The organism is Sporolactobacillus shoreicorticis, from assembly GCF_024125445.1.
GTDB lineage: Bacteria > Bacillota > Bacilli > Bacillales > Sporolactobacillaceae > Sporolactobacillus > Sporolactobacillus shoreicorticis.
This window is the reverse complement of sequence record NZ_JAMXWM010000005.1, coordinates 1-18,576: the sequence shown is the minus strand read 5'-3', so window position 1 is coordinate 18,576 and position 18,576 is coordinate 1. Positions and strand designations below refer to the sequence as shown.

Here is an 18,576-nt window from a genome sequence, read left to right as displayed (position 1 = left end):
CCATTTCTGTCTCAGATAGCTAAAACCTCCGCTTATTGGGCGAAGGTTCTTGCATTTCAGTACAATGCAGCATGAAAGCACTAATCTTGAGTTAAAGAGCAACAGAATTTATTTATTTTTAGTAAATGCCAAATTTAACGCAAGTAGTCCTAAAACAGTTGCCATGAAATATTTTTGGATTTTTCTCCATATGGGTCTTTCTCTTAACAGTTGGGACACTTGTCCGGCGAAGAGCACGATTAACAAGTTTACGGAGAAGCTGATGATAACCTGTGTGGTTCCAAGCACTCCGATTTGCAAAGCCAACGAACCATTTTGAGAATGCTCAAATTGTGGTAACAGAGAGATGTAAAGAACCGCTATTTTCGGATTTAATAAATTCGTCATTAATCCGTTCCAATAGAGTTTTTTCAGAGTATGATGAGGAATATTATGCGGTTCAAAAGCCGACTGACTGCCCGGCTTTACGGCGTTCCATGCCATCCACAGCAAATAAATGATTCCCGCAATCTTGATTGCCGAATAAAGCAAAGGCACCGTTTTAAAGATAAAATCAAGTCCCAAGATTGTTGCGATAATATAGACAATAAACCCTGTAACAACACCTAATAAAGATATGAAACCGGCTTTCTTGCCTTGAGTCAGAGAGCAGGAGACAAGATACATCATATTTGGTCCAGGTGCACAGACAATTCCCGATGCTACAAGTGAAAAACTGATTAAGTAACCGAATCAACCACAGTCTCATCTTCCTCATAAACTATTTTTCGTTAAGCTTAGCACATGATCAAAAATAAATATATTTTACAGCCTTACGTTAATTATTTGTTACTTGATGCGCGGGTTCAACACTTAAAAATGATATAGATATCATAGCACTGCGTAATAATTTTCACTTATCATCTATGAAGTTGTTTGAGAACACCTTTTACATTATTAACTAATCCATTTTCATAACTTCCCTAACTTTAAACATTATTTCAAGCTTTTTGGGTTCCCCTTCCTCACCGAGAAGGTTTGATGTTATCCTGTCTAAAAGAGTTGTCCCCCTTGCTGACATGCAGACCCTATGCGTCCAAAGTTTCATTATATTGAAAAAGATCCGGCAGGAACAAATTGCTTATCCTTATTCTGTTAAAAGGAGTATTTCTATACCCACATTTTTAGGCATGAAATGTCGGCATTGATTATCTATTATGTTTTAAAGTAACTACTGAAAGAAAGGGAGTGAATTTATGGATTGGCTGGCAAGAATGAACGATGCATTGGACTACATTGAGAATAGTCTGGATGAAGAAATAGACTATAAAGAGATTGCGAAAGCGGCTCATTGCTCTGAGTTTCATTTTTCAAGAATGTTTTCTTCAATCTCGGGTGTATCGCTTTCAGAATATATTCGACGAAGACGTTTAACACGCGCGGCGTTTGACATCCAAAAAAGCGATATTCGGATCATTGATGTGGCAATCAAGTACGGTTATGTTTCTTCCGATACGTTCTCACGCGCTTTTCAAAAAGTGCATGGAATAACCCCTTCCCAGGCGCGCAATAATGGGGTACAGTTAAGAGCCTTTCCGAGAATTTCCTTTCAAATTTCGATTAAGGGAGATACCGAAATGGCGTACAGAATTGAAAACCTTGATTTTGAATTAAAAATTGCAGGAAAAAGTAAGCCGGTAAAAACAAGCCGGGCATTCAAAGCAATCCCTACACTTTGGAACACTGCGAAAAAAGATGGATTCTTGCAGCAGCTAAAAGATATGTCATGGGAAAATCCAAAATGCAAAATCGAAGGTATTTTGGGAGTTTGCGGCAAAGAAGCCGCCATAACAGATGAAGAATTTTCTTACTTTATGGGTGTGAGATACGATAAGAAAGCCCCGGCAGGTATGGAACCGTTGGTTATTCCCGCAAGTACATGGGCCGTTTTTCCAAACGTAGTCGACGCATGGCAACGTTTATATTCAGAATGGATCCCCACCTCCGGATTTGAGCTCGCAAATCTACCGTGTATCGAATGTTATTACGGTCCGAAGCATAAACCAAGACATGAACTCTGGGTGCCTGTTTTGCCAAAATGAACCGCATTGGCTCCTTCGTAACGGCGTATATACAATCTGTGTTGTTTTTCTCTATCTGCCGAAGGAGCACATTCTATTTTTGCGGATCTGATGTATATCGGTTATCATGCAGCTTTCAGGCAGGGCGATGCCCCATCAATGGATAAGGATATTTAAACAAGTTAAAACATTGAAGATCAAGAATGTCGTCTCCGCCAAGAGGGAACGTGCAAACAGTAGATGACAACGTTTGCCGAAACCGTTCGTCCATAAGGTGAAGAAATTTCCCCCTAAAAAGCCTTCATCCGGTGAAAAGGATGAAGGCTTTAACTGTCGTGGGCAAACTATTTTGACCTAATGGTTGCTTGAAAATGATCGCTTCGTTGTCTTTACAGCATACAGCGGATCAGCACCTGCTTTGCCCGGATTGATGATGTCCATTTCGTATGCGCTATGTCAATCATCTTAAATCGAGATTATCCAATTTTTCTGGAGAACTTTTTGAAATGAAATAATTCATTGATGCGATTATAATAGTCATTTGGAATTTGAAGATCCAATGCTTTTAAATTACTATTTAACTGTTCCGGTTTGCTGGCACCGGTGATCAAACTGGTAATCCGTGGATCGTGAAGCGCCCATGCCAAGGAAAATGTCGCAAGATCCGTGTCCAGTTCAGCAGCCATCTTGACCAATTCCTCTACCTTGTCTAAATTACTTTCAGTCAATAGATCTCTTATCTGATCCTGATAAGTGGCACGTGATCCGGCCGGAATTTTGTGACCCTTTCGGTACTTACCGGTCAGCAATCCCTGTGACAATGGTGAAAACGGTACAACCCCTAACCCGAGCTTCTCACATACATCCAGTAATTCGTGTTCAATGTAGCGGTCAAACATATTATATTGCGGTTGGACAACCGACATCGGGTGAAGGCCGCGTTCCTGAATGACTAGCTGAGCTTCTAATAGCTGAACCGGCCGCCATTCACTGACCCCGTAATACAAAACTTTTCCTTGGTCAACCAAATCACTCAGCGCCTGGAGGGTTTCCTCCAGGGAAGTTTCAGGATCAAATCGATGGCAGAAATAAAGATCCAAATAATCCGTCTGCATATTCGCTAAAGACTGATCAACTGATTCCATAATATGTTTTCGGGACAGGCCACGATCATTGACACCTTTACCGGTCGGGAAAAAAACTTTACTTGATAAAATAATTTCTTTCCGAGGATAGTCCTTTAATACTTTACCCAAAAATCTTTCGGCGGCACCCCCACTGTATGCGTCGGCACAGTCAAGAAAATTAATGCCGTTTTCATATGCCAGTTTAATACTTTGGGCAGCCAACTCTTGTTTGTCCGGTTCACTGACATCCGTCATCCAACTGCCTAATGCAAGTTCACTAACTTTTACCCCTTGCTTACCTAAACGACGATAGTTCAAAATCAACACTCCTCATATAGTTGTGACAGCTCAAACTAGAAAAATTTCTGATTCGTGAAAATGGCTCCGTATACCCTTGGGCAAGTACCCGGAATCTCTGTTATGTGAATGCTCTAGTTTACTAAACCATACCACTTCAAGTATACTTGAAGTAAATACTTAATTTGGAGAAAAATATAATATGAGTGCTTATTCCATAACCGAAGTTTCAATAAAATATAACTTGCCCGCATCTACTTTGAGATATTATGAAGATATCGGCCTAATCAAAGATGTCAAACGCGAGGGAAATAAACGAATTTATAGTGACGATAATCTGAGCCGTTTAGACGCAATACGCTGTTTTAAAAATACGGGCATGACCATCGCGGAGCTCCAGACTCTTTTTCGTTATGAGAATCAGGAACATAATCTTGACAAAGTAATCGATTTGCTCGAGAATCATTGCGACCGAGTGGCAAATCAGCTGGAGTTGCTGCAAAATAACCAACGCCATATAAAAAGAAAACTTAACTATTACCAAGATATCAGAACAGCTAAACAGCAGCACAAGTCACCCCCTAAGTGGGAAGACTACCATTTGGATATGTTTTAACAGCTTGAGGCAATTGAGAACCATGCATCCTTAAACCGATAATTGAGAGAGCACAGCACATTGAGATTTACATGTACTAAAAGCATAACAAACCGTTACATTAACACTTCCGGCATCCCCCTCCCATCAATTGATGAAATTTCATAACTATTTTTCTGAGTCCTCAAGGGCTCATTTACTGGTGCACTCATTTTTTCATGTAAACACCTCCTTACTTTGTGGTTATTCTAATATTTCAAAATCATTTATTATAACAAGTACACATTATTGTCAACTAATTTTTTAATGCCATATTTCCATGTGCTTTTTCTGAATTTTAAAATCCGAAACGCGCAAAAGGGCGAAGCATTTGTCAATGGGCGCTTGACAAAAGTTCGATATAGAACTATATTTGTTCTATATCGAACCAACTAATTGGAGTGACTCAATTGAAAAGCAGAGAGGGTGGTTTCCTTATTTCGAAAGTAAAACAAGTATCAAGCAGAATTTTTGATAAAAAACTCAAAAGTTATGCTGTTACCGATTTGAACTCCGCACAAGGAAGAATAATATTTGTTTTATGGAAGCACGATGACCGATCAATCAGCGATCTCGTCACGGATACCGCATTAAGTAAGGCAACGTTATCAAGTATGCTGGTTCGATTGGAACGAGCGGGACATGTCAAGAGAACCATTGATAAGAATGATAAAAGGAAAACAATTGTCTCGCTGACAGAGAAAAGCAAACTTTTGAAGAGAACGTACGCAGATGTTTCTAACGAAATGATTGATTTGTTTTATCAAGGATTATCCGAAGAACAAATTGATGCATTTGAGCGCACGCTGCAACATATTTTAAGCAATTTGATAAAATTCGAGGAGGACGAACCATGAGCAGCGATGTAATCAATCTCGCCTTAAAGCTGGTAAAAAAGACAAAAAATATTGTTGTCGGCTCCGTGGATGAATCGGGCTACCCCAATGCGAAAATGATGTTTAATGCCAGGGTGCGTGACGGGATTAAACTCTTTTATCTCACAACAAACACATCGTCTTTAAGAGCTGCACAATTTAGAAAAAATCCGAAAGCAAGCCTCTACTTTTCTGACACTCGGTTTTTTAAAGGGCTCATGCTTACCGGCGAAATGGAAGTACTTACAGACGAGAAAAGCAAGGAATTGATATGGCGCAACGGCGATGAAAAGTATTATCCACTCGGCGTAACCGATCCTGATTACTGTGTTTTGAAATTCACTGGTAAACGCGGAAGATATTACTCAAAGTTTATCTCATCTGAATTTACCATCGAGTAAAATCATCAGAAAGATATCCCTTTGCTTCATTAATTCAAAAGCCCAGTTTTTCAAAACCCTCCGCTTGTCTTGTGGAAGTGATTGGTGTTGAATAAAATTAATTCTTCGAAAAAGATCCAAGCAGGGGGAACGCGCGATGAATGCTAAAGAAAAATCGCTTGTCGGCAAGGCAGCCGTCATTACCGGAGCAGGCCGGGGAATCGGCCGAGCAATAGCATTGGCCTACGCCCAAAACGGAGCCTCCGTCGTTTGCGCTGCGCGAACACAAAAAGACATTGATGAAGTGGTCCGGGAAATACAGACGGATGGCGGCACTGCTTTGGCCATCCAAACTGATGTTACTGATTTAAATGCCGTTACGCAACTTTTTCGTAAAGCAGCTGAACACTTTGGCAGCGTCGATATTCTCGTTATCAACGCGGGTATCAATAAGGACAGAAATTTAGTTGAGGAAAGCGAACCGCAGAATTGGTTTGAAACGGTTAATGTAAACCTCATCGGCGCATATAATTGTGCTTATTCAGCAATTCCCTATATGAAACAGCGCGGCGGAAAAATCATAACAATCGGCTCCGGTGTCGGGCACAAGGGGCGCCAAGGCAGCTCTGCATATGCATGTTCTAAAGCGGGATTATGGATGTTGACCCGTGTCCTCGCCCAGGAATTAAGCAAATTTAAAATCAGCGTTAATGAACTGATCCCTGGGCCTGTCAACACGACAATGGACAATGACTCGAAGGACAGTGTCTTTAAAATAGATGGAGAATGGGTGAAAGAGCCTGAAGATGTGACCCCCTTAGCCCTATTTTTAGCATCACAACCGGAGATTGGTCCAACCGCACAGAGCTTCAGTCTGATGAGGCGGGACAATTAGGGTAGCAGTTCACTCTCACCATTAAAAAGAACTGCTAATAGCACGGAACGAACTTTAACAGGCCGCAATGAACGAGCAAATAACCGATACAGAAATCTACTGATGATTTCCTCTGTTTTTCAAAGAAATCCTTAGCGGTGTGAACGTTCACTCTTTTTCACGCGTCTCTGATCAATAATCATCTCAATCCGATCCAAATCATGCTTGCTATTCAAAATCTCTCTTTTGTTGCTTTGAATCAATTGACGATACCTCAGTTTCTTCCTCATGTCATCCATCCCCTTTTGTTTGTAGTTGTCATTCATTTTCTTATCATGCCCGCATTCACCGTATAAAAAAGTTTCCCTGCAAGGGTGCAGAGAAGATGGTGAGTTTATTTTTAACAGAAGGATTCTTATTCACACTATACCACTATGTTTAATTATATTTCAAGTGTTTTTTTATGTGGTTTGGTCAGAAAAATAAAATAATAGAGATCCGCGCGACGTTCAATGGCTATATAAAAAGCCACCTCTCACAGTGGCTTTAATGATCACTGTCTTGGGTAGCGCCACTTTTAGTGCATTGCCCGCTATCAGTACGGTTAATTTGACTATTTTGAGCAACAAGGGTTATCCATGCCTTCCGAATCACGAAACTGGTTTCCTATTCTTTTTCTAAAACATTTCTCTGTTTCCTATATAAATTATTGAACTGCATTGTAACAAAAAGCCTTGAAAGACGTATAGCTACTAAAGGTTAAATAATTACGCAACATTCACTGAAACAAATGTTGTTTCATCACTTGGAAAGTCTTCAGGGAATGCACTGCATATTAATTCTTTCGGTCATTATTTGATATAAAAATTTTACCATTGTAAGTAAGTATCATGATCTGGTGATCTCGATTCATACACTACAATTTTCCATTCATCAGGCTTTCCATCTGTTAACCAGTACAATTCGTCACCATTATCAGTGTATGCCCATGGGAGTATTCCCCCACTTGAAGGGTAAACATCATGTTTATAATATTGTGGAAAATTTTTCATACATTGAATTATCTTCTTCCTTCTTCTCTTTGCCATTTCAAAACTTTATTTTGGAAAGTGGTAACCTGCGTATGTTGTGGGTTCGCAGGCGTATGTGCATTTAAATAAAAACACTTGTTGCCTTAAGTTCAATCAAGTGCTTTGTTCTTTACTAAATCAATACTCATGTTGATTTCAACGTGTACCCTATTTGGTTCCTATTCAAGCATCTTTTAAAAAATTTCTAGTTAAATCCTCCCCATTCGCCTTATGTACTACATGATATCCGAATTCAGAAACCTTGACTGAGTGGGGAGCACCCGATAAAAGTTGATTTGACCAAAGAATCAATCTGTTAAACTATTTAGAAATTCTTCAAAGTTGTCACTTGTACTATATGTGACAGGATCCAAATCAGAGGATTCTTCGTGATTCCAAACACATACATTAGGCTACCCCCTGCCTGGTGGCGTTGACCAGCTCCCCGTAAAGTGACGCGATGTACGGTATATCTTCATTGACCTGCTGATATTCATTCGTCAAGCCTTGATCGAGATCCTGAACATCCAGCACCATTTTAACTCGCTTTTCTTCAGCTGCATCGAGCGCTTGATCAACCTCATGAGTTGAGAACACGTTCATGGACACAAGATCCGAGATGCTGCTTAAAACTTTGGCGAACGCGTCACCTGCTCACGTATCATTTCTTTTGAGCGTGCGTACCCTTGAGATAAATCTTCATTCAGAAAAGGGATCTGAACGCGAGTATCTCCGCCAAGATTTTTATCCTCAATCGTACCGGCCACACCATGATAATAGGCAATCTTCTTATCAATCATCCGTAACCAGGCATCGACGACATTCACCTGCGCCGCATAGAAATTTTTGATCGCGTCCGCGCCTTTTCCTTGAAAATCAGCGCCTGGATTGACAATTTGGTTAAACGCCGCTCGCAACGTATGGAATTGACTGCGGAGAGTTTGGTAATGGTTCATCCAAGCCTTTGCGGCAGCTATAAGTGATTCAGCATCATAGGTTTTGGTGTCGCTCGCTGAACCCGCACTGCCTGAATCCACTCTCATTGGATCACCTTCTCATATAACTTGCTTGATTAACTTGATTGACCTTTGTTCATGAAGTTCAAATTGTTGGCTGGAAAGAATCGTGATGATTTTCCTTCTGGTGCAAATGTGGTGAAACTGAATTCTAGTTTGTCTCTAGTGTATAAAATGTGACCAATCGTTGAACACGGCCGAAACTCCCAAAAAATCAGTGAACTTTTATGAAATGGCGATGGAACGACAATACTCGACAGGGAATCCCCTGCCATTATGACTAGAGCATCGATTGCAAATTTTTAGAGGCATCTGCGATAAATTGTTTAAATTACTCCAAATTGAAAAACAGCGGCAAGAAAATTAAGGGAGCAGAATCACTTCATCCCTTAATATAGGGCGTTCAACTGAATAAGTCATGAATTCTTAATCACTCCGCCAGCTTATTAACTTGATGTTATGCGCGACTCTTTTTGATACTTAAAAACCAAGCAGGAATAACTGCAACTACTGTGCTGACAATCGACCAAATAAATGCGACATTGTATGCATCGGAAATATGGGTGATCGTCGGTACGGTGCCCGACAGATGATGCTGCACAACGGTGGCAAGAATTGCCGTGCCGAACGCCCCGCCGATATTTTGAAGCATCCGTGTACTGATCGTCGCTTCCGGAACTTGTTTCTTTGATAATCCTGTGTACGCATCTGCCATAATCGGAATCATCATCGCGCCCTGTCCCGCGCCGCGAAAGAAAAGGGCGAGCAGCAGCATCCATTGAGAAGTGTGCTGATCGGCAAATGCGAACGGAAGTGTGGCGAGCACCGATATCAAAATACCTGACATGACCACCCACCGCGCGCCGATACGGTCGGTAATCTTTCCGACTTGAGTTCTGGTCAGCAACATACCGATGCCCTGAGGAATTAAATAAATTCCCGTCCAGACAACACTTGCCCCCCTAATATTCTGATAATAGAGCGGCAGAAGAAGCATCGCCCCATTGATGGTAATACCCGACATTAATAATAGAAGCGAGGATGCCGAAAAACTTGGCAGCTTAAAAAGACTGAGACTGACCAACGCGCGCTTCGGCCAGATCCATGCATAAAGAATATAGAGAATCAATAGGCTCGCACCGATCGAAAGTGGCACCATCACCTGACGTTCAAAGAAGTTGCCTGTTGTGCTGACCTTAGTAATCCCAAGAATCAGTTCGGTAAACGATCCGGCAAATAAGATGATGCTGATCCAATCCAGACGTTTCCCCCCTTTCTCTGGTGCAAATTTCGGCGATTTCCAAAGCAGAAGAATAATAGAGAAAAGGGCAATCGGGATATTGATATAGAAAATCCAATGCCAGTCTAGGTGATCAATAATCAAACCTCCGATTGTCGGTCCGAGTATCGGGGCGAAGACAGCAGGAAGGCCAACGATTGACATCAAATTCCCAAGATTTTCACCACTGGCAGCACGTACAATTAATGTTGAAAGAGCCGACATAATCATTCCCGCTCCGGCTCCTTGAATCACTCGGCTGAGGACAAGCAGCCAAATACTCCCGGAAAAACCGGCGACTGCCGAACCCAGTAAAAATAAAATCAGAGCGCCTAAATACAATGTTTTACCGCTCACCCAGTCGATAGCCCATCCCGCAATGGGTACGGCAATTCCAATAGCCAGTACATAAGCGGTCACCACCCACTGAACTGATGAAACCGTGGTGTGGAAATCCACAATAATTGAATTAACGGCAATATTGACCATAGTGGTATCGAGCATAGGCGCCAATGCGCCAAGCACCAAAATGAAACTGATTGCGATCAATTGATTTAAATTTTTTGTTTCACTTTTTCCATTATTCATAAGTTGTTATTCCTTTCGTTATATTAAGATACTTCCGTATCTAATATAGATTATGCTATAATAAAAAATAAGAAAAAGCAAGTTTATTTTGGGAGAAAAAAATGGAGCAGCAAAAACGTAAATCACGACGACGCGGCACCGAACTTGAAGACGCATTATTAACCGCTGCCTGGCAGCAGCTTCACGATTTGGGCTATCAAAAATTAACCATTGAGGGAATTGCCGCAGCTGCAGGAACCACCAAAACCGTTTTATATCGGAGATGGCCGAAAAAGGCACAGATTGTTGTTGCCGCCTTTAAACGATTCGGCCCAAAGGTAGACATAGCAACACCGAACACCGGCGATTTACGTACCGACCTCCTTACTTTGTTATCTTCTCCGGTGGTGGCCTTTTCTTCACTTGGCCAGGAAACCATTCAGGGACTGATCTCAGAGCAGATTGGGGAGTCAATGGATAAAATTTTTGCGGCAGTGAATTCAAATAATATGATTCGTCAATCCATTGACAAAATTTTAACAAGCGCCGCAGCGCGAGGAGAGGTTAATCCGGACACCGTCACTGAGCGTATGAAAAATCTGCCTACGCTACTTTTTATTAATGAACTCCTTACCCATGGAACATTGACAAAAGCTACGGTTGCCGAGATTGTGGACACCATTCTCATGCCCTTGTATCAAATCAATGGGAAAAGCTAGGAACATGAAGAGGACTCCGGAATTCATGTTATCCCTTATTGGTATTCTTATTTTTTCACTAATACTCTTGGTTCGCGGTTTGGTGTCTTTTTATCAAACGGAAATGGAATCTGAATTTCTGATTGCGAAACTTCCCTACATCGTTGGCTATCATTCCATTCATCTGGCTATGTGCGTACTCATTTAAATAAACGATATTTGTATGTAACAATAGTGACAATTACTTTCTTATTTTCAGTTTCCCTACAGTATATTTTCACGAGTACCAAATCAACACGACGATCATGATCGACGATATGCGTACATTAAAAACACTATGATAAGAGTGGGAGCAAATCCTAATCTAATTTTCATCTTTATCTCTCCGCATCATTGTCTCTCATTTCAAAAATCTTCTGCCATTTGATTCTTGTTAAATAAAATGAAGTATGAATTTATCTGCCGGCTTGGTTTGGAATGGATGCTATCAAGGAATGCTTCTCTATCTCATGTTGAAGACACCCTACATTATATTAAAATCATTGCGCTGCCGATGTCATTGTTTTCGATAAAATTACGTATAAAACCAATACCTGAAAATTAAAAAGTGGGTCTGCATTCCCAAATATATAAATCCTTACTATATTTCTTTTTTCTGTCATATCTTTGAGATAATGTCATTGTCAAAGAGAGACAGCGCACATTTTTCCAGGTGCCCTTACCTATTTGTTCAATGATTATTGTTGTAAAATTCAAGCAAAGGATGCCCACTATCCCTATAACTCCTAGGATGCTGATTTGTCTCGGCAATGAATGGCCGAGTTTTTTCAGACTGATCTAATCAATAAACCTTTTCCCTTTTTTGATCGTGTTGTTTCAAATTCTGCACATGCAACCACCGGTTGACAGATTGACAGTTTTGGTTGATTGCCCATTCTCCCACTGTTTTGTACGCTTGATTGGAGGTGATCTTCATGAATTTTCAAGATAAACTGCTGAATTTAAGAAAACAAAAAGGCTGGTCTCAAGAAAAGCTGGCCGAAAATCTCGGCGTTTCGAGACAAGCCGTGTCGAAATGGGAGTCCGGACAATCTCTGCCGGACTTGGACAAATTGATCGCTCTCAGCGACTTGTTCGATGTGAGTATTGATTCGCTGGTCAAGGATCAGGACGCTAGTGAAAGTCGTTCCGCCCAAGTACAACGATCCGTCAATTCGTCGTCAATGCGCCGCCATTATGAGTATAAGAGCAAGCGGACCCTGTTTGGCCTTCCTTTGGTTCATATTAACTTTCATTTTAATGGTATCCGTGTCGCCAAAGGCATACTCGCATTTGGGAATATTTCATTTGGGGTCTTGTCTCTTGGTGGTCTTGCCTTTGGCGGTTTGTGTATCGGCGGGGTATCTCTGGGAATCATCGGAATGGGCGGAGCAGCTCTGGGGCTGCTCGCTGCCGCCGGCGGACTGGCGATCGGCAGCCTCGCCATTGGTGCAATCGCCATCGGCTTTGTTACTTTAGGCGCCCTATCTATGGGCATGTTTTCGATCGGCGCGGCGGCGATCGCCTCACATGTCGCCATCGGAGACTATGCGAACGCACACCTTGCGATTGGCCATACCGTAAGAGGGGGCGAAACGCTTGTCACTCATTCTGATTTTAACAATCTTTCAGCCGAACAGGTCAGACAGCTGATTGATAAAGAATACCCGCGTCTATGGAAACCGATTATTGACTTTTTAACCTTCTTTTTTAGGTGATCCGTAAGCAAGATCGGCACACATTCTCATGCTTGGAAGGATGATGGAATTTGAAATTAAGAACCAGCCTTTTATTGTGTCTATGCTCCGTACTATTAATCGGAATCTTGAGCAGTTGCAGAAGCGACGGAGGGAAAGAAACGAGTTACACAGACACTAATAAAATCGTTCAAGAAGGTGACAGCTTTACTTTTAAAAGCAGGAATGACTCCGAAGAAGCAAATCATAAAACGAACACAAAATATAGCGGATTCTCCGGAACTGATACCATTTGGACTGTAGAAGCAACAAAAAACATCAATTTGACCGTTAATTATGAATCCACGGTTACTCACGGAGATTTTAAAGTGGTTTTGATCAGCCCGGACAAGAAAATCACAACGGTACTAACTGGAAATCAGCAAGGCCATAAAAAAATAAACGTGAACAAAGGAACGTATCGAATCAAAATTGTTGGCAGAAAAGCTTATGGTAAAATTAACTTTTCAATTAATAAACAGAAGCATTTAAAGATATCTAAAATAAGAATGGACTTCTGATCACTGCCGCTAACTTTTTCATAACAGATGCATTTCTCATCATTTTTTCATCGGACCAGCGGTTTTCTGTATAAGAAAGCCTTTTTTTGTATCCTTCACCCGACTACTTATTATGTGAAAAGCTCCCTTTGAACCATTGTCCTAATCAACGAAAATATCTGGTTGTCCGGCAGTGGTTTTTAATGTTAAGTTAAAGCAAGTAAACGTGTATATTTAAAAAAAATAATTCGAGAGTGGGAAAATGGATGAAACTATCTAAATTCGATTTTTCTGTTATTAGAAACTGGATGTATCGCCATGCTCGTCCTTTGGATCTGGCAAGATGGAAGTATCACTTTGAAGACGGTTCCCAAGAAAATGTGTTAAATACATTATCCGTATATCAAAATCAAGACGGCGGATTTGGCCATGCATTGGAGGCTGATTCATGGAATCCTCATTCCACACCCATTCAAACAACCACTGCCATGGAAATTCTAAGAGAGATTGAATTTGATGAGAAAAATCATCCAATAATCAATGGAATATTAAAGTATTTAGATAGTGGAGCTGATTTTAAGAATGGTAAATGGGAAAATACAGTTTCATCGAATAACGACTACCCTCACGCTCAATGGTGGCATACTGATTCAGACAGTATGCCACGCAAAGAGTATAATCCAACTGCCACTATAGCAGGTTTTATTTTAGAATATGCCGACAGGAACAGTAACCTCTATTTAAAGGGATTAACCATCAGTCAGGAACTGTCACAATTATTTTTGCACAATCCCCACCTGGAAATGCACCCACTTTTATGCGTCCAGCATATGCTTATGTCCATTGATAAAATGAAATTACATGACCAATTTGATTATGACCATTTAAGCCGCCTGCTCTCTCAACAGATAAGCTATCTAATTAAAAGAGACGCAAATCGTTGGAACGACTATGGTTGCAAACCATCTATGTTTATTCAATCACCTTACAGCCCGTTTTATAAAGCAAACGATAAATTTCTTACTGAAGAACTTAACTATATCTTAGACACAAGAAGTGCGGAAGGTGTCTGGGATATAACATGGAGTTGGAATAACTTTATTAAAGAATTCGCAATTAGTGAAAACTGGTGGAAAGCGAATATAGTTATTAAGAACATGCGACTGCTGCTAGCTTTTGACAGCATTGAAGATTAATGATTCATTTACCGGCACCGCAAGAATGTACTGGTTTTAGTTAAGGTAAATACACCTAGCTAATCAAGTATCGATTTTACGCAAACAATGATAAGAAAATCGGTTTGAATTTTTTTAGAAAGAAAAAGGTGTCGTTATGGATAAAGTTATTTATCATCATACAAAATTGAATTGCTGTATCGACACGGCTTTCAAAATGTTTACTGAAAATAATGAACTTCAAAAATAGCTTGTTGAATCTGCCGACGTTCAAGCGCGCCTGAGTGGGAACTATGAACTGTTTTGGAATAGCGCAAATCACACAATAAATAGTACACTTGGTTGTAAGATTACTGCCATCGAAAAAAACAAATTGCTCGCTTTTGAATGGAAAGGTCCCGTTCAGTTTTCATCTTTCATGAATACTTGTGAGCCTTTAAATCATGTACTGAGGTCTTTTTAGTCCATTCAGGATGGAAAAATGACGAAAATTGGCAACAGGCAAGAGCATGGTTTGATTCTGTTTGGAAAAATGCCTTAGAAGATTTACACAGGTTACATCTTGGAACATCCAAATAATTTCATCACAAAAGTATACCGTTACAAATCAATATTGTGCGCTTTCTTATACCTTGAATTGTCAAAACTAAGGCAATGTCTGATTGTAAAGGGAACTTCTCTGTTGAAAAAACCTATCCAATCGGGCGTAAGAAGCAGAGCACGGGGAAGTTATCTCGCTCGTAAGGGAGCATACAAAAAAACTCCGCTGATTGACGAGTTTTTTTGTACTCGTTATTTCAGATCAAACGAAAATAATTCTTTAACCCCTTTTCTCCTTTCTAAAAGGGCATTTCCTAATGTTCCAGCAAGATGATAACGCCTTTCATTCCAATCCAAAGATTTGTGTGAGGAAGAACGGCACTTTTTCTGTGCATCGTAGCTACACATTTGCTTAAGAGATACAGCAAGGTAATTCGATTCGTTCTTCAGCCGCAGTGAAGGGCCAGCTAGATCCTATCGATATGCAAGAGCGGCCCTTCGTCAAGACAGATGAACGGCTTTTGTAGATCATAGTTTGATCGTCACTTCTGTATCAGGACCATCATTAAACATTGCTTCCAGTTACCATGGCTCATGAGATTGTCGCGTACAATCTCAACTTCCTGCATTAATCACATCAATCAAGAGAAGCTAAGAAATTCAATTATTTTTTATGTCTTAGATAAATTGCACTAGGTACAAAGCAGAGCTCTTCTTAATTTATAAATAATCTTTTCCCCAACATCCTAACTCATAGAACACCGAAAGCAGTGCCTTTCCCTGTTCTGTCAGAGAATACTCAACATGAGGCGGTATCTCATTGTACTGAACCCTTTTAACGATATTGCTCTGCTCCAACTCTCTCAATGTAGCTGTCAACATCGTATTTGTAATCTGTGGTATTGCTTTTTTTAATTCTCCAAAACGCATACATTCATTTTTTAAAAGGAAAAAAATTACTTTTAAAGTCCATTTTCCTTGTAACAACTCTAGTGATTTAAATACAGGACAGTTCGAATCACCTTTGTAATCCTCTAAACTTTTAGTAAATGCATCATATCGTGACATATGCTGTCTCCCTATGGTATCAGCTACCATACCTTGTATTAAAATACTGCGTACTTTAAATAAATTTTATACAAAGTATAATAAAAATACCATGATGAATCAATAGTAAATTGAGGAGGAGCTTTATGATTATTAAAACAGAGCAGTTATGGAAAAATGATAAAAAAACGGACTATGTTGCCTATTTAATGGATAATTCAACGGATATTGAACCCAATCGAAAGCATTCTGCTATGATCATTTGCGGTGGTGGAGGATTTATGAGAATCACAGATAGAGAAAAAGAACCCGTCGCATTGTATTTTCTAAATCAAGGTTTTCAGTCTTTTGTGCTCAATTATACGACAGATTCATCTGACAGCGGCGTTTATCCCAGTCCCGTTTTTGATTTAGCGAAACTGGTTCTTACAATACGGGAACATGCAAAAGAATGGAACGTTGATTCGGATAAAGTTTGCGTGATTGGTTTTTCTGCTGGCGGTACAATTTGTGCTTCTTTAGCTACACAATGGCATGAATCTTTTCTCTCGGAGAAACTATCGACAAGTAATGAATTTTTAAAACCAAATGCCGTCATTTTATGTTATCCACTATTGGACTTTCACTACCAAAGTCAAAAAATTGCGGAGGACGAAAATAAAGATCAACTATTAAAACTTGTCGGTATGAAGAAAAAGGACTTTTTAGACATGGCTATGCAAGCTGCTTCGGGTAAACATCCATCTGAAGATTATTTAATGCGCATTAGTCCGATTAATCACATCTCTCCTGCCACACCACCTATATTTATATGGGGTACAGCCGATGACAACATGATTTATGTTGGACAACTCATTAAATTTGTTGAGAAATTGAACGATAACAAAATTCCTTATGAATTTCATATGTTTGAAAGTGGAAACCATGGTTCATCTTTGGGGAATTATAATACTGTCGAAAATGGAGAATTGCTAAATTTCGACATAGCCATCTGGACTGAATTGGCTATTTCTTTTTTAACCAGGCACCTAAATACGGCCGTTGTTCATCCGCCTACTTTATAAATAGAAATACAACCTCATATTGATTTTATAATTTTTCTCATCAGTATTTGCTGATTAGGTACAATTAAGGAAAAAGGAACGTAAAATAAAATCGCCGGCGGTGAATACTGACGGGATGGCAATATCCGCGACAAGAATGGATGCAGCACAATAGAAATTTAACACGTTAATATGATAATGGTCTGCTTCAATCAAACCCGCCGGGAATGTCATATGAAGCAAATCATTTCTTTTTATCTGACAGCATCAGTATTGGCACTACAAGACTAATCATCTTAATCAGTTGTCGATAAAAATAAAAAACACATCAAAGCCCATTTACTAGAGGCCTTGATGCATCAACGCTTTATAGGTAAGCTTCCAACTGGACTTGAACCAGCGACCCCTTCCTTACCATGGAATTTTGGGTGAAAGACACGATTGGACAATAGACATCTATAGTTCTCTATTATCACTAATTTTATTAATTGATTGGATTATTTTGGACAATGTTTATCCGTGTTGTCCATAGTTCGGTCGGTAACTTAGTCGGTAATTTAGAATTCCCCATGCAGATCATCTAGTTTCCCCGACAAAGAGTCTTCCGGTACTAATCATTTTTTATAACGTACTCCTACTTATTTAATGGGAGGCGATAATAATGCAAAACACATTAATTACGGTAAGTGAAATTTTGAATAAAGATTGGTTTACGGAATGGGAACTGGAAGATATTGTACTGGATTCTGCCGATCAGTGGTTTCTTATCTTTGAAGATGTAGGCTATTTGAACAAACTTACCGAATCCGTCTACATTTGCCACGATCCGGAAATCAAGCAGAAATTACTCGCACCGAAAAAAAGACGCGATCTTTCGAAAAAGTTCGGATCTGCCGGCGAGAAAAACAATACGCCCGGATGTATTGGTCGGAAACGGAAATGACGCGAATACGTCTCTTCGTAAATTTACCCAATCTGTCCTGATAAATAATCACAACAATGTCCCCTGGGCGCATACTTTTTCACTCTCCTTTTCCATAAATTATATCGAACATTCATTCGCAAAACAATGCATAATAAGAATAAACGTTCGTAAATTATTGGTAAAGGATGATGCATATGCTCTCTGATTTTGAGCGAAAACTTCGGCGGATTATTTTAAACGACCAGAACTTCGGTCGGACAATCAACTTGAACGATTTGGAGCAACGGACCGGTCATGATCGGCAGGAGATTGAACAGATAATCAAGAAGTTAAAGCAGGTACCAACACGAGAAGGTGGATTAGGATGAACAAGTTGACCGAAGGATCAAACATGCGGTGGGAATCGATGCGGATGATGTTGCCGGAACATATAGCACGGATACGCGAATAGTCACTTAATGAACAAAAAATACCGCGTCCTATTTTGGCAGAGGATGAGTTGGAACAGATCGGCCATACGTTGCAGGAAGCGATTGAGAAAAGAGGTCCAATTGATAAAACTGCGATTTGCACGATTGACGGAGATTATGGATAATGATATTTGTGGGGGAAACGCAGGCTTAACATAATAAGAAAATATCCATCCATGTGATGTGAACCCCAAAAGTTGGACATAGTTTTAAACTACTTGCTT

General features: G+C 40.1%; 18 protein-coding genes and 1 pseudogene. 13 read left to right on the top strand and 6 right to left on the bottom strand.

All coding sequences use genetic code 11. The features are described 5' to 3' along the window. Positions 1–108 precede the first annotated feature (108 nt). A complete protein-coding gene (locus NIE88_RS05620; RefSeq protein WP_309247020.1) occupies positions 109–720 on the bottom strand; it encodes a LysE family translocator in 612 nt (203 codons plus the stop codon). Positions 721–1,235: 515 nt separating this feature from the next. Between NIE88_RS05620 and NIE88_RS05615 the strand changes: the two genes are divergently transcribed. Continuing rightward, positions 1,236–2,081 carry an AraC family transcriptional regulator gene (locus NIE88_RS05615; RefSeq protein WP_253060043.1) on the top strand — a complete coding sequence of 282 codons (846 nt, stop codon included), beginning with the start codon at positions 1,236–1,238 and terminating at the stop codon, positions 2,079–2,081. 455 nt (positions 2,082–2,536) lie between these two features. Here NIE88_RS05615 and NIE88_RS05610 read toward each other — a convergent pair whose 3' ends face one another. Then, the gene (locus NIE88_RS05610; protein ID WP_253060041.1) at positions 2,537–3,505 is read right to left on the bottom strand and encodes an aldo/keto reductase family protein; all 969 of its coding nucleotides are present in this window, start codon (positions 3,503–3,505) and stop codon (positions 2,537–2,539) included. A 181-nt stretch (positions 3,506–3,686) separates the two neighbouring features. Here NIE88_RS05610 and NIE88_RS05605 point away from each other — a divergent pair, with 181 nt between their 5' ends. The 4 genes from NIE88_RS05605 to NIE88_RS05590 all read left to right on the top strand — a co-directional run bounded on the left by NIE88_RS05605 (position 3,687) and on the right by NIE88_RS05590 (position 6,268). Continuing rightward, a complete protein-coding gene (locus tag NIE88_RS05605) occupies positions 3,687–4,100 on the top strand; it encodes a MerR family transcriptional regulator (RefSeq protein WP_253060039.1) in 414 nt (137 codons plus the stop codon). Between the two features lie 428 nt (positions 4,101–4,528). Further along, positions 4,529–4,975, top strand: coding sequence for a MarR family winged helix-turn-helix transcriptional regulator (locus NIE88_RS05600; RefSeq protein ID WP_253060037.1), 447 nt, complete (start codon positions 4,529–4,531; stop codon positions 4,973–4,975). Next, a complete protein-coding gene (locus NIE88_RS05595) occupies positions 4,972–5,394 on the top strand; it encodes a pyridoxamine 5'-phosphate oxidase family protein (RefSeq protein WP_253060035.1) in 423 nt (140 codons plus the stop codon). Before NIE88_RS05600 ends, NIE88_RS05595 begins: the two co-directional genes overlap by 4 nt. Positions 5,395–5,530: 136 nt before the next feature. Then, positions 5,531–6,268 carry an SDR family NAD(P)-dependent oxidoreductase gene (locus tag NIE88_RS05590; protein WP_253060033.1) on the top strand — a complete coding sequence of 246 codons (738 nt, stop codon included), beginning with the start codon at positions 5,531–5,533 and terminating at the stop codon, positions 6,266–6,268. 131 nt (positions 6,269–6,399) lie between these two features. On the opposite strand, the gene NIE88_RS05585 is transcribed toward NIE88_RS05590, so the two are convergent. The 3 genes and pseudogenes from NIE88_RS05585 to NIE88_RS05570 form a co-directional block, all read right to left on the bottom strand. Then, positions 6,400–6,537 carry an FbpB family small basic protein gene (locus NIE88_RS05585; RefSeq protein WP_253060018.1) on the bottom strand — a complete coding sequence of 46 codons (138 nt, stop codon included), beginning with the start codon at positions 6,535–6,537 and terminating at the stop codon, positions 6,400–6,402. Positions 6,538–7,725: 1,188 nt separating this feature from the next. Then, positions 7,726–8,273: pseudogene (locus NIE88_RS22345) on the bottom strand (T7SS effector LXG polymorphic toxin). Positions 8,274–8,790: 517 nt separating this feature from the next. After that, positions 8,791–10,200, bottom strand: a complete 1,410-nt coding sequence (locus NIE88_RS05570) for an MDR family MFS transporter (RefSeq protein ID WP_253059998.1) — start codon at positions 10,198–10,200, stop codon at positions 8,791–8,793. Positions 10,201–10,301: 101 nt separating this feature from the next. Here NIE88_RS05570 and NIE88_RS05565 point away from each other — a divergent pair, with 101 nt between their 5' ends. The 5 genes from NIE88_RS05565 (at position 10,302) to NIE88_RS05545 (ending at position 14,348) form a co-directional block, all read left to right on the top strand. Beyond that, on the top strand, positions 10,302–10,898 hold the full coding sequence (locus tag NIE88_RS05565; protein WP_253059996.1) for a TetR/AcrR family transcriptional regulator: 597 nt from the start codon (positions 10,302–10,304) through the stop codon (positions 10,896–10,898). A 25-nt stretch (positions 10,899–10,923) separates the two neighbouring features. Beyond that, entirely contained in the window at positions 10,924–11,085 is a 162-nt protein-coding gene (locus tag NIE88_RS05560; protein WP_253059994.1) for a hypothetical protein, read from the top strand. 766 nt (positions 11,086–11,851) lie between these two features. Next, positions 11,852–12,634: a helix-turn-helix domain-containing protein gene (locus tag NIE88_RS05555; protein ID WP_253059984.1), complete on the top strand. Its 783-nt coding sequence runs from the start codon at positions 11,852–11,854 to the stop codon at positions 12,632–12,634. A 50-nt stretch (positions 12,635–12,684) separates the two neighbouring features. Further along, a complete protein-coding gene (locus NIE88_RS05550; protein WP_253059982.1) occupies positions 12,685–13,173 on the top strand; it encodes a hypothetical protein in 489 nt (162 codons plus the stop codon). A 245-nt stretch (positions 13,174–13,418) separates the two neighbouring features. Next, positions 13,419–14,348 carry a hypothetical protein gene (locus NIE88_RS05545; protein WP_253059980.1) on the top strand — a complete coding sequence of 310 codons (930 nt, stop codon included), beginning with the start codon at positions 13,419–13,421 and terminating at the stop codon, positions 14,346–14,348. Positions 14,349–15,587: 1,239 nt separating this feature from the next. Here NIE88_RS05545 and NIE88_RS05535 read toward each other — a convergent pair. Continuing rightward, positions 15,588–15,935, bottom strand: a complete 348-nt coding sequence (locus NIE88_RS05535; RefSeq protein WP_253059978.1) for a winged helix-turn-helix transcriptional regulator — start codon at positions 15,933–15,935, stop codon at positions 15,588–15,590. 125 nt (positions 15,936–16,060) lie between these two features. Here NIE88_RS05535 and NIE88_RS05530 point away from each other — a divergent pair, with 125 nt between their 5' ends. The 3 genes from NIE88_RS05530 (at position 16,061) to NIE88_RS05520 (ending at position 18,250) form a co-directional block, all read left to right on the top strand. Beyond that, on the top strand, positions 16,061–16,978 hold the full coding sequence (locus tag NIE88_RS05530) for an alpha/beta hydrolase (protein WP_253059976.1): 918 nt from the start codon (positions 16,061–16,063) through the stop codon (positions 16,976–16,978). A gap of 640 nt (positions 16,979–17,618) precedes the next feature. After that, complete coding sequence (locus NIE88_RS05525; protein WP_253059973.1) at positions 17,619–17,900, top strand: hypothetical protein; 282 nt, start codon at positions 17,619–17,621, stop codon at positions 17,898–17,900. A gap of 176 nt (positions 17,901–18,076) precedes the next feature. After that, positions 18,077–18,250, top strand: coding sequence for a hypothetical protein (locus NIE88_RS05520; protein WP_253059967.1), 174 nt, complete (start codon positions 18,077–18,079; stop codon positions 18,248–18,250). Positions 18,251–18,576 lie beyond the last annotated feature (326 nt).

Bases quoted from the DNA above. Each gene is read 5' to 3' on its own strand.
- NIE88_RS05545 (WP_253059980.1), top strand. From the start codon at position 13,419: ATGAAACTATCTAAATTCGATTTTTCTGTTATTAGAAACTGGATGTAT.
- NIE88_RS05590 (WP_253060033.1), top strand. From the start codon at position 5,531: ATGAATGCTAAAGAAAAATCGCTTGTCGGCAAGGCAGCCGTCATTACC.
- NIE88_RS05615 (WP_253060043.1), top strand. From the start codon at position 1,236: ATGGATTGGCTGGCAAGAATGAACGATGCATTGGACTACATTGAGAAT.
- NIE88_RS05570 (WP_253059998.1), bottom strand. From the start codon at position 10,200: ATGAATAATGGAAAAAGTGAAACAAAAAATTTAAATCAATTGATCGCA.
- NIE88_RS05520 (WP_253059967.1), top strand. From the start codon at position 18,077: ATGCTCTCTGATTTTGAGCGAAAACTTCGGCGGATTATTTTAAACGAC.
- NIE88_RS05530 (WP_253059976.1), top strand. From the start codon at position 16,061: ATGATTATTAAAACAGAGCAGTTATGGAAAAATGATAAAAAAACGGAC.
- NIE88_RS05525 (WP_253059973.1), top strand. From the start codon at position 17,619: ATGCAAAACACATTAATTACGGTAAGTGAAATTTTGAATAAAGATTGG.
- NIE88_RS05605 (WP_253060039.1), top strand. From the start codon at position 3,687: ATGAGTGCTTATTCCATAACCGAAGTTTCAATAAAATATAACTTGCCC.
- NIE88_RS05535 (WP_253059978.1), bottom strand. From the start codon at position 15,935: ATGTCACGATATGATGCATTTACTAAAAGTTTAGAGGATTACAAAGGT.
- NIE88_RS05595 (WP_253060035.1), top strand. From the start codon at position 4,972: ATGAGCAGCGATGTAATCAATCTCGCCTTAAAGCTGGTAAAAAAGACA.
- NIE88_RS05555 (WP_253059984.1), top strand. From the start codon at position 11,852: ATGAATTTTCAAGATAAACTGCTGAATTTAAGAAAACAAAAAGGCTGG.
- NIE88_RS05565 (WP_253059996.1), top strand. From the start codon at position 10,302: ATGGAGCAGCAAAAACGTAAATCACGACGACGCGGCACCGAACTTGAA.
- NIE88_RS05585 (WP_253060018.1), bottom strand. From the start codon at position 6,537: ATGAGGAAGAAACTGAGGTATCGTCAATTGATTCAAAGCAACAAAAGA.
- NIE88_RS05560 (WP_253059994.1), top strand. From the start codon at position 10,924: ATGTTATCCCTTATTGGTATTCTTATTTTTTCACTAATACTCTTGGTT.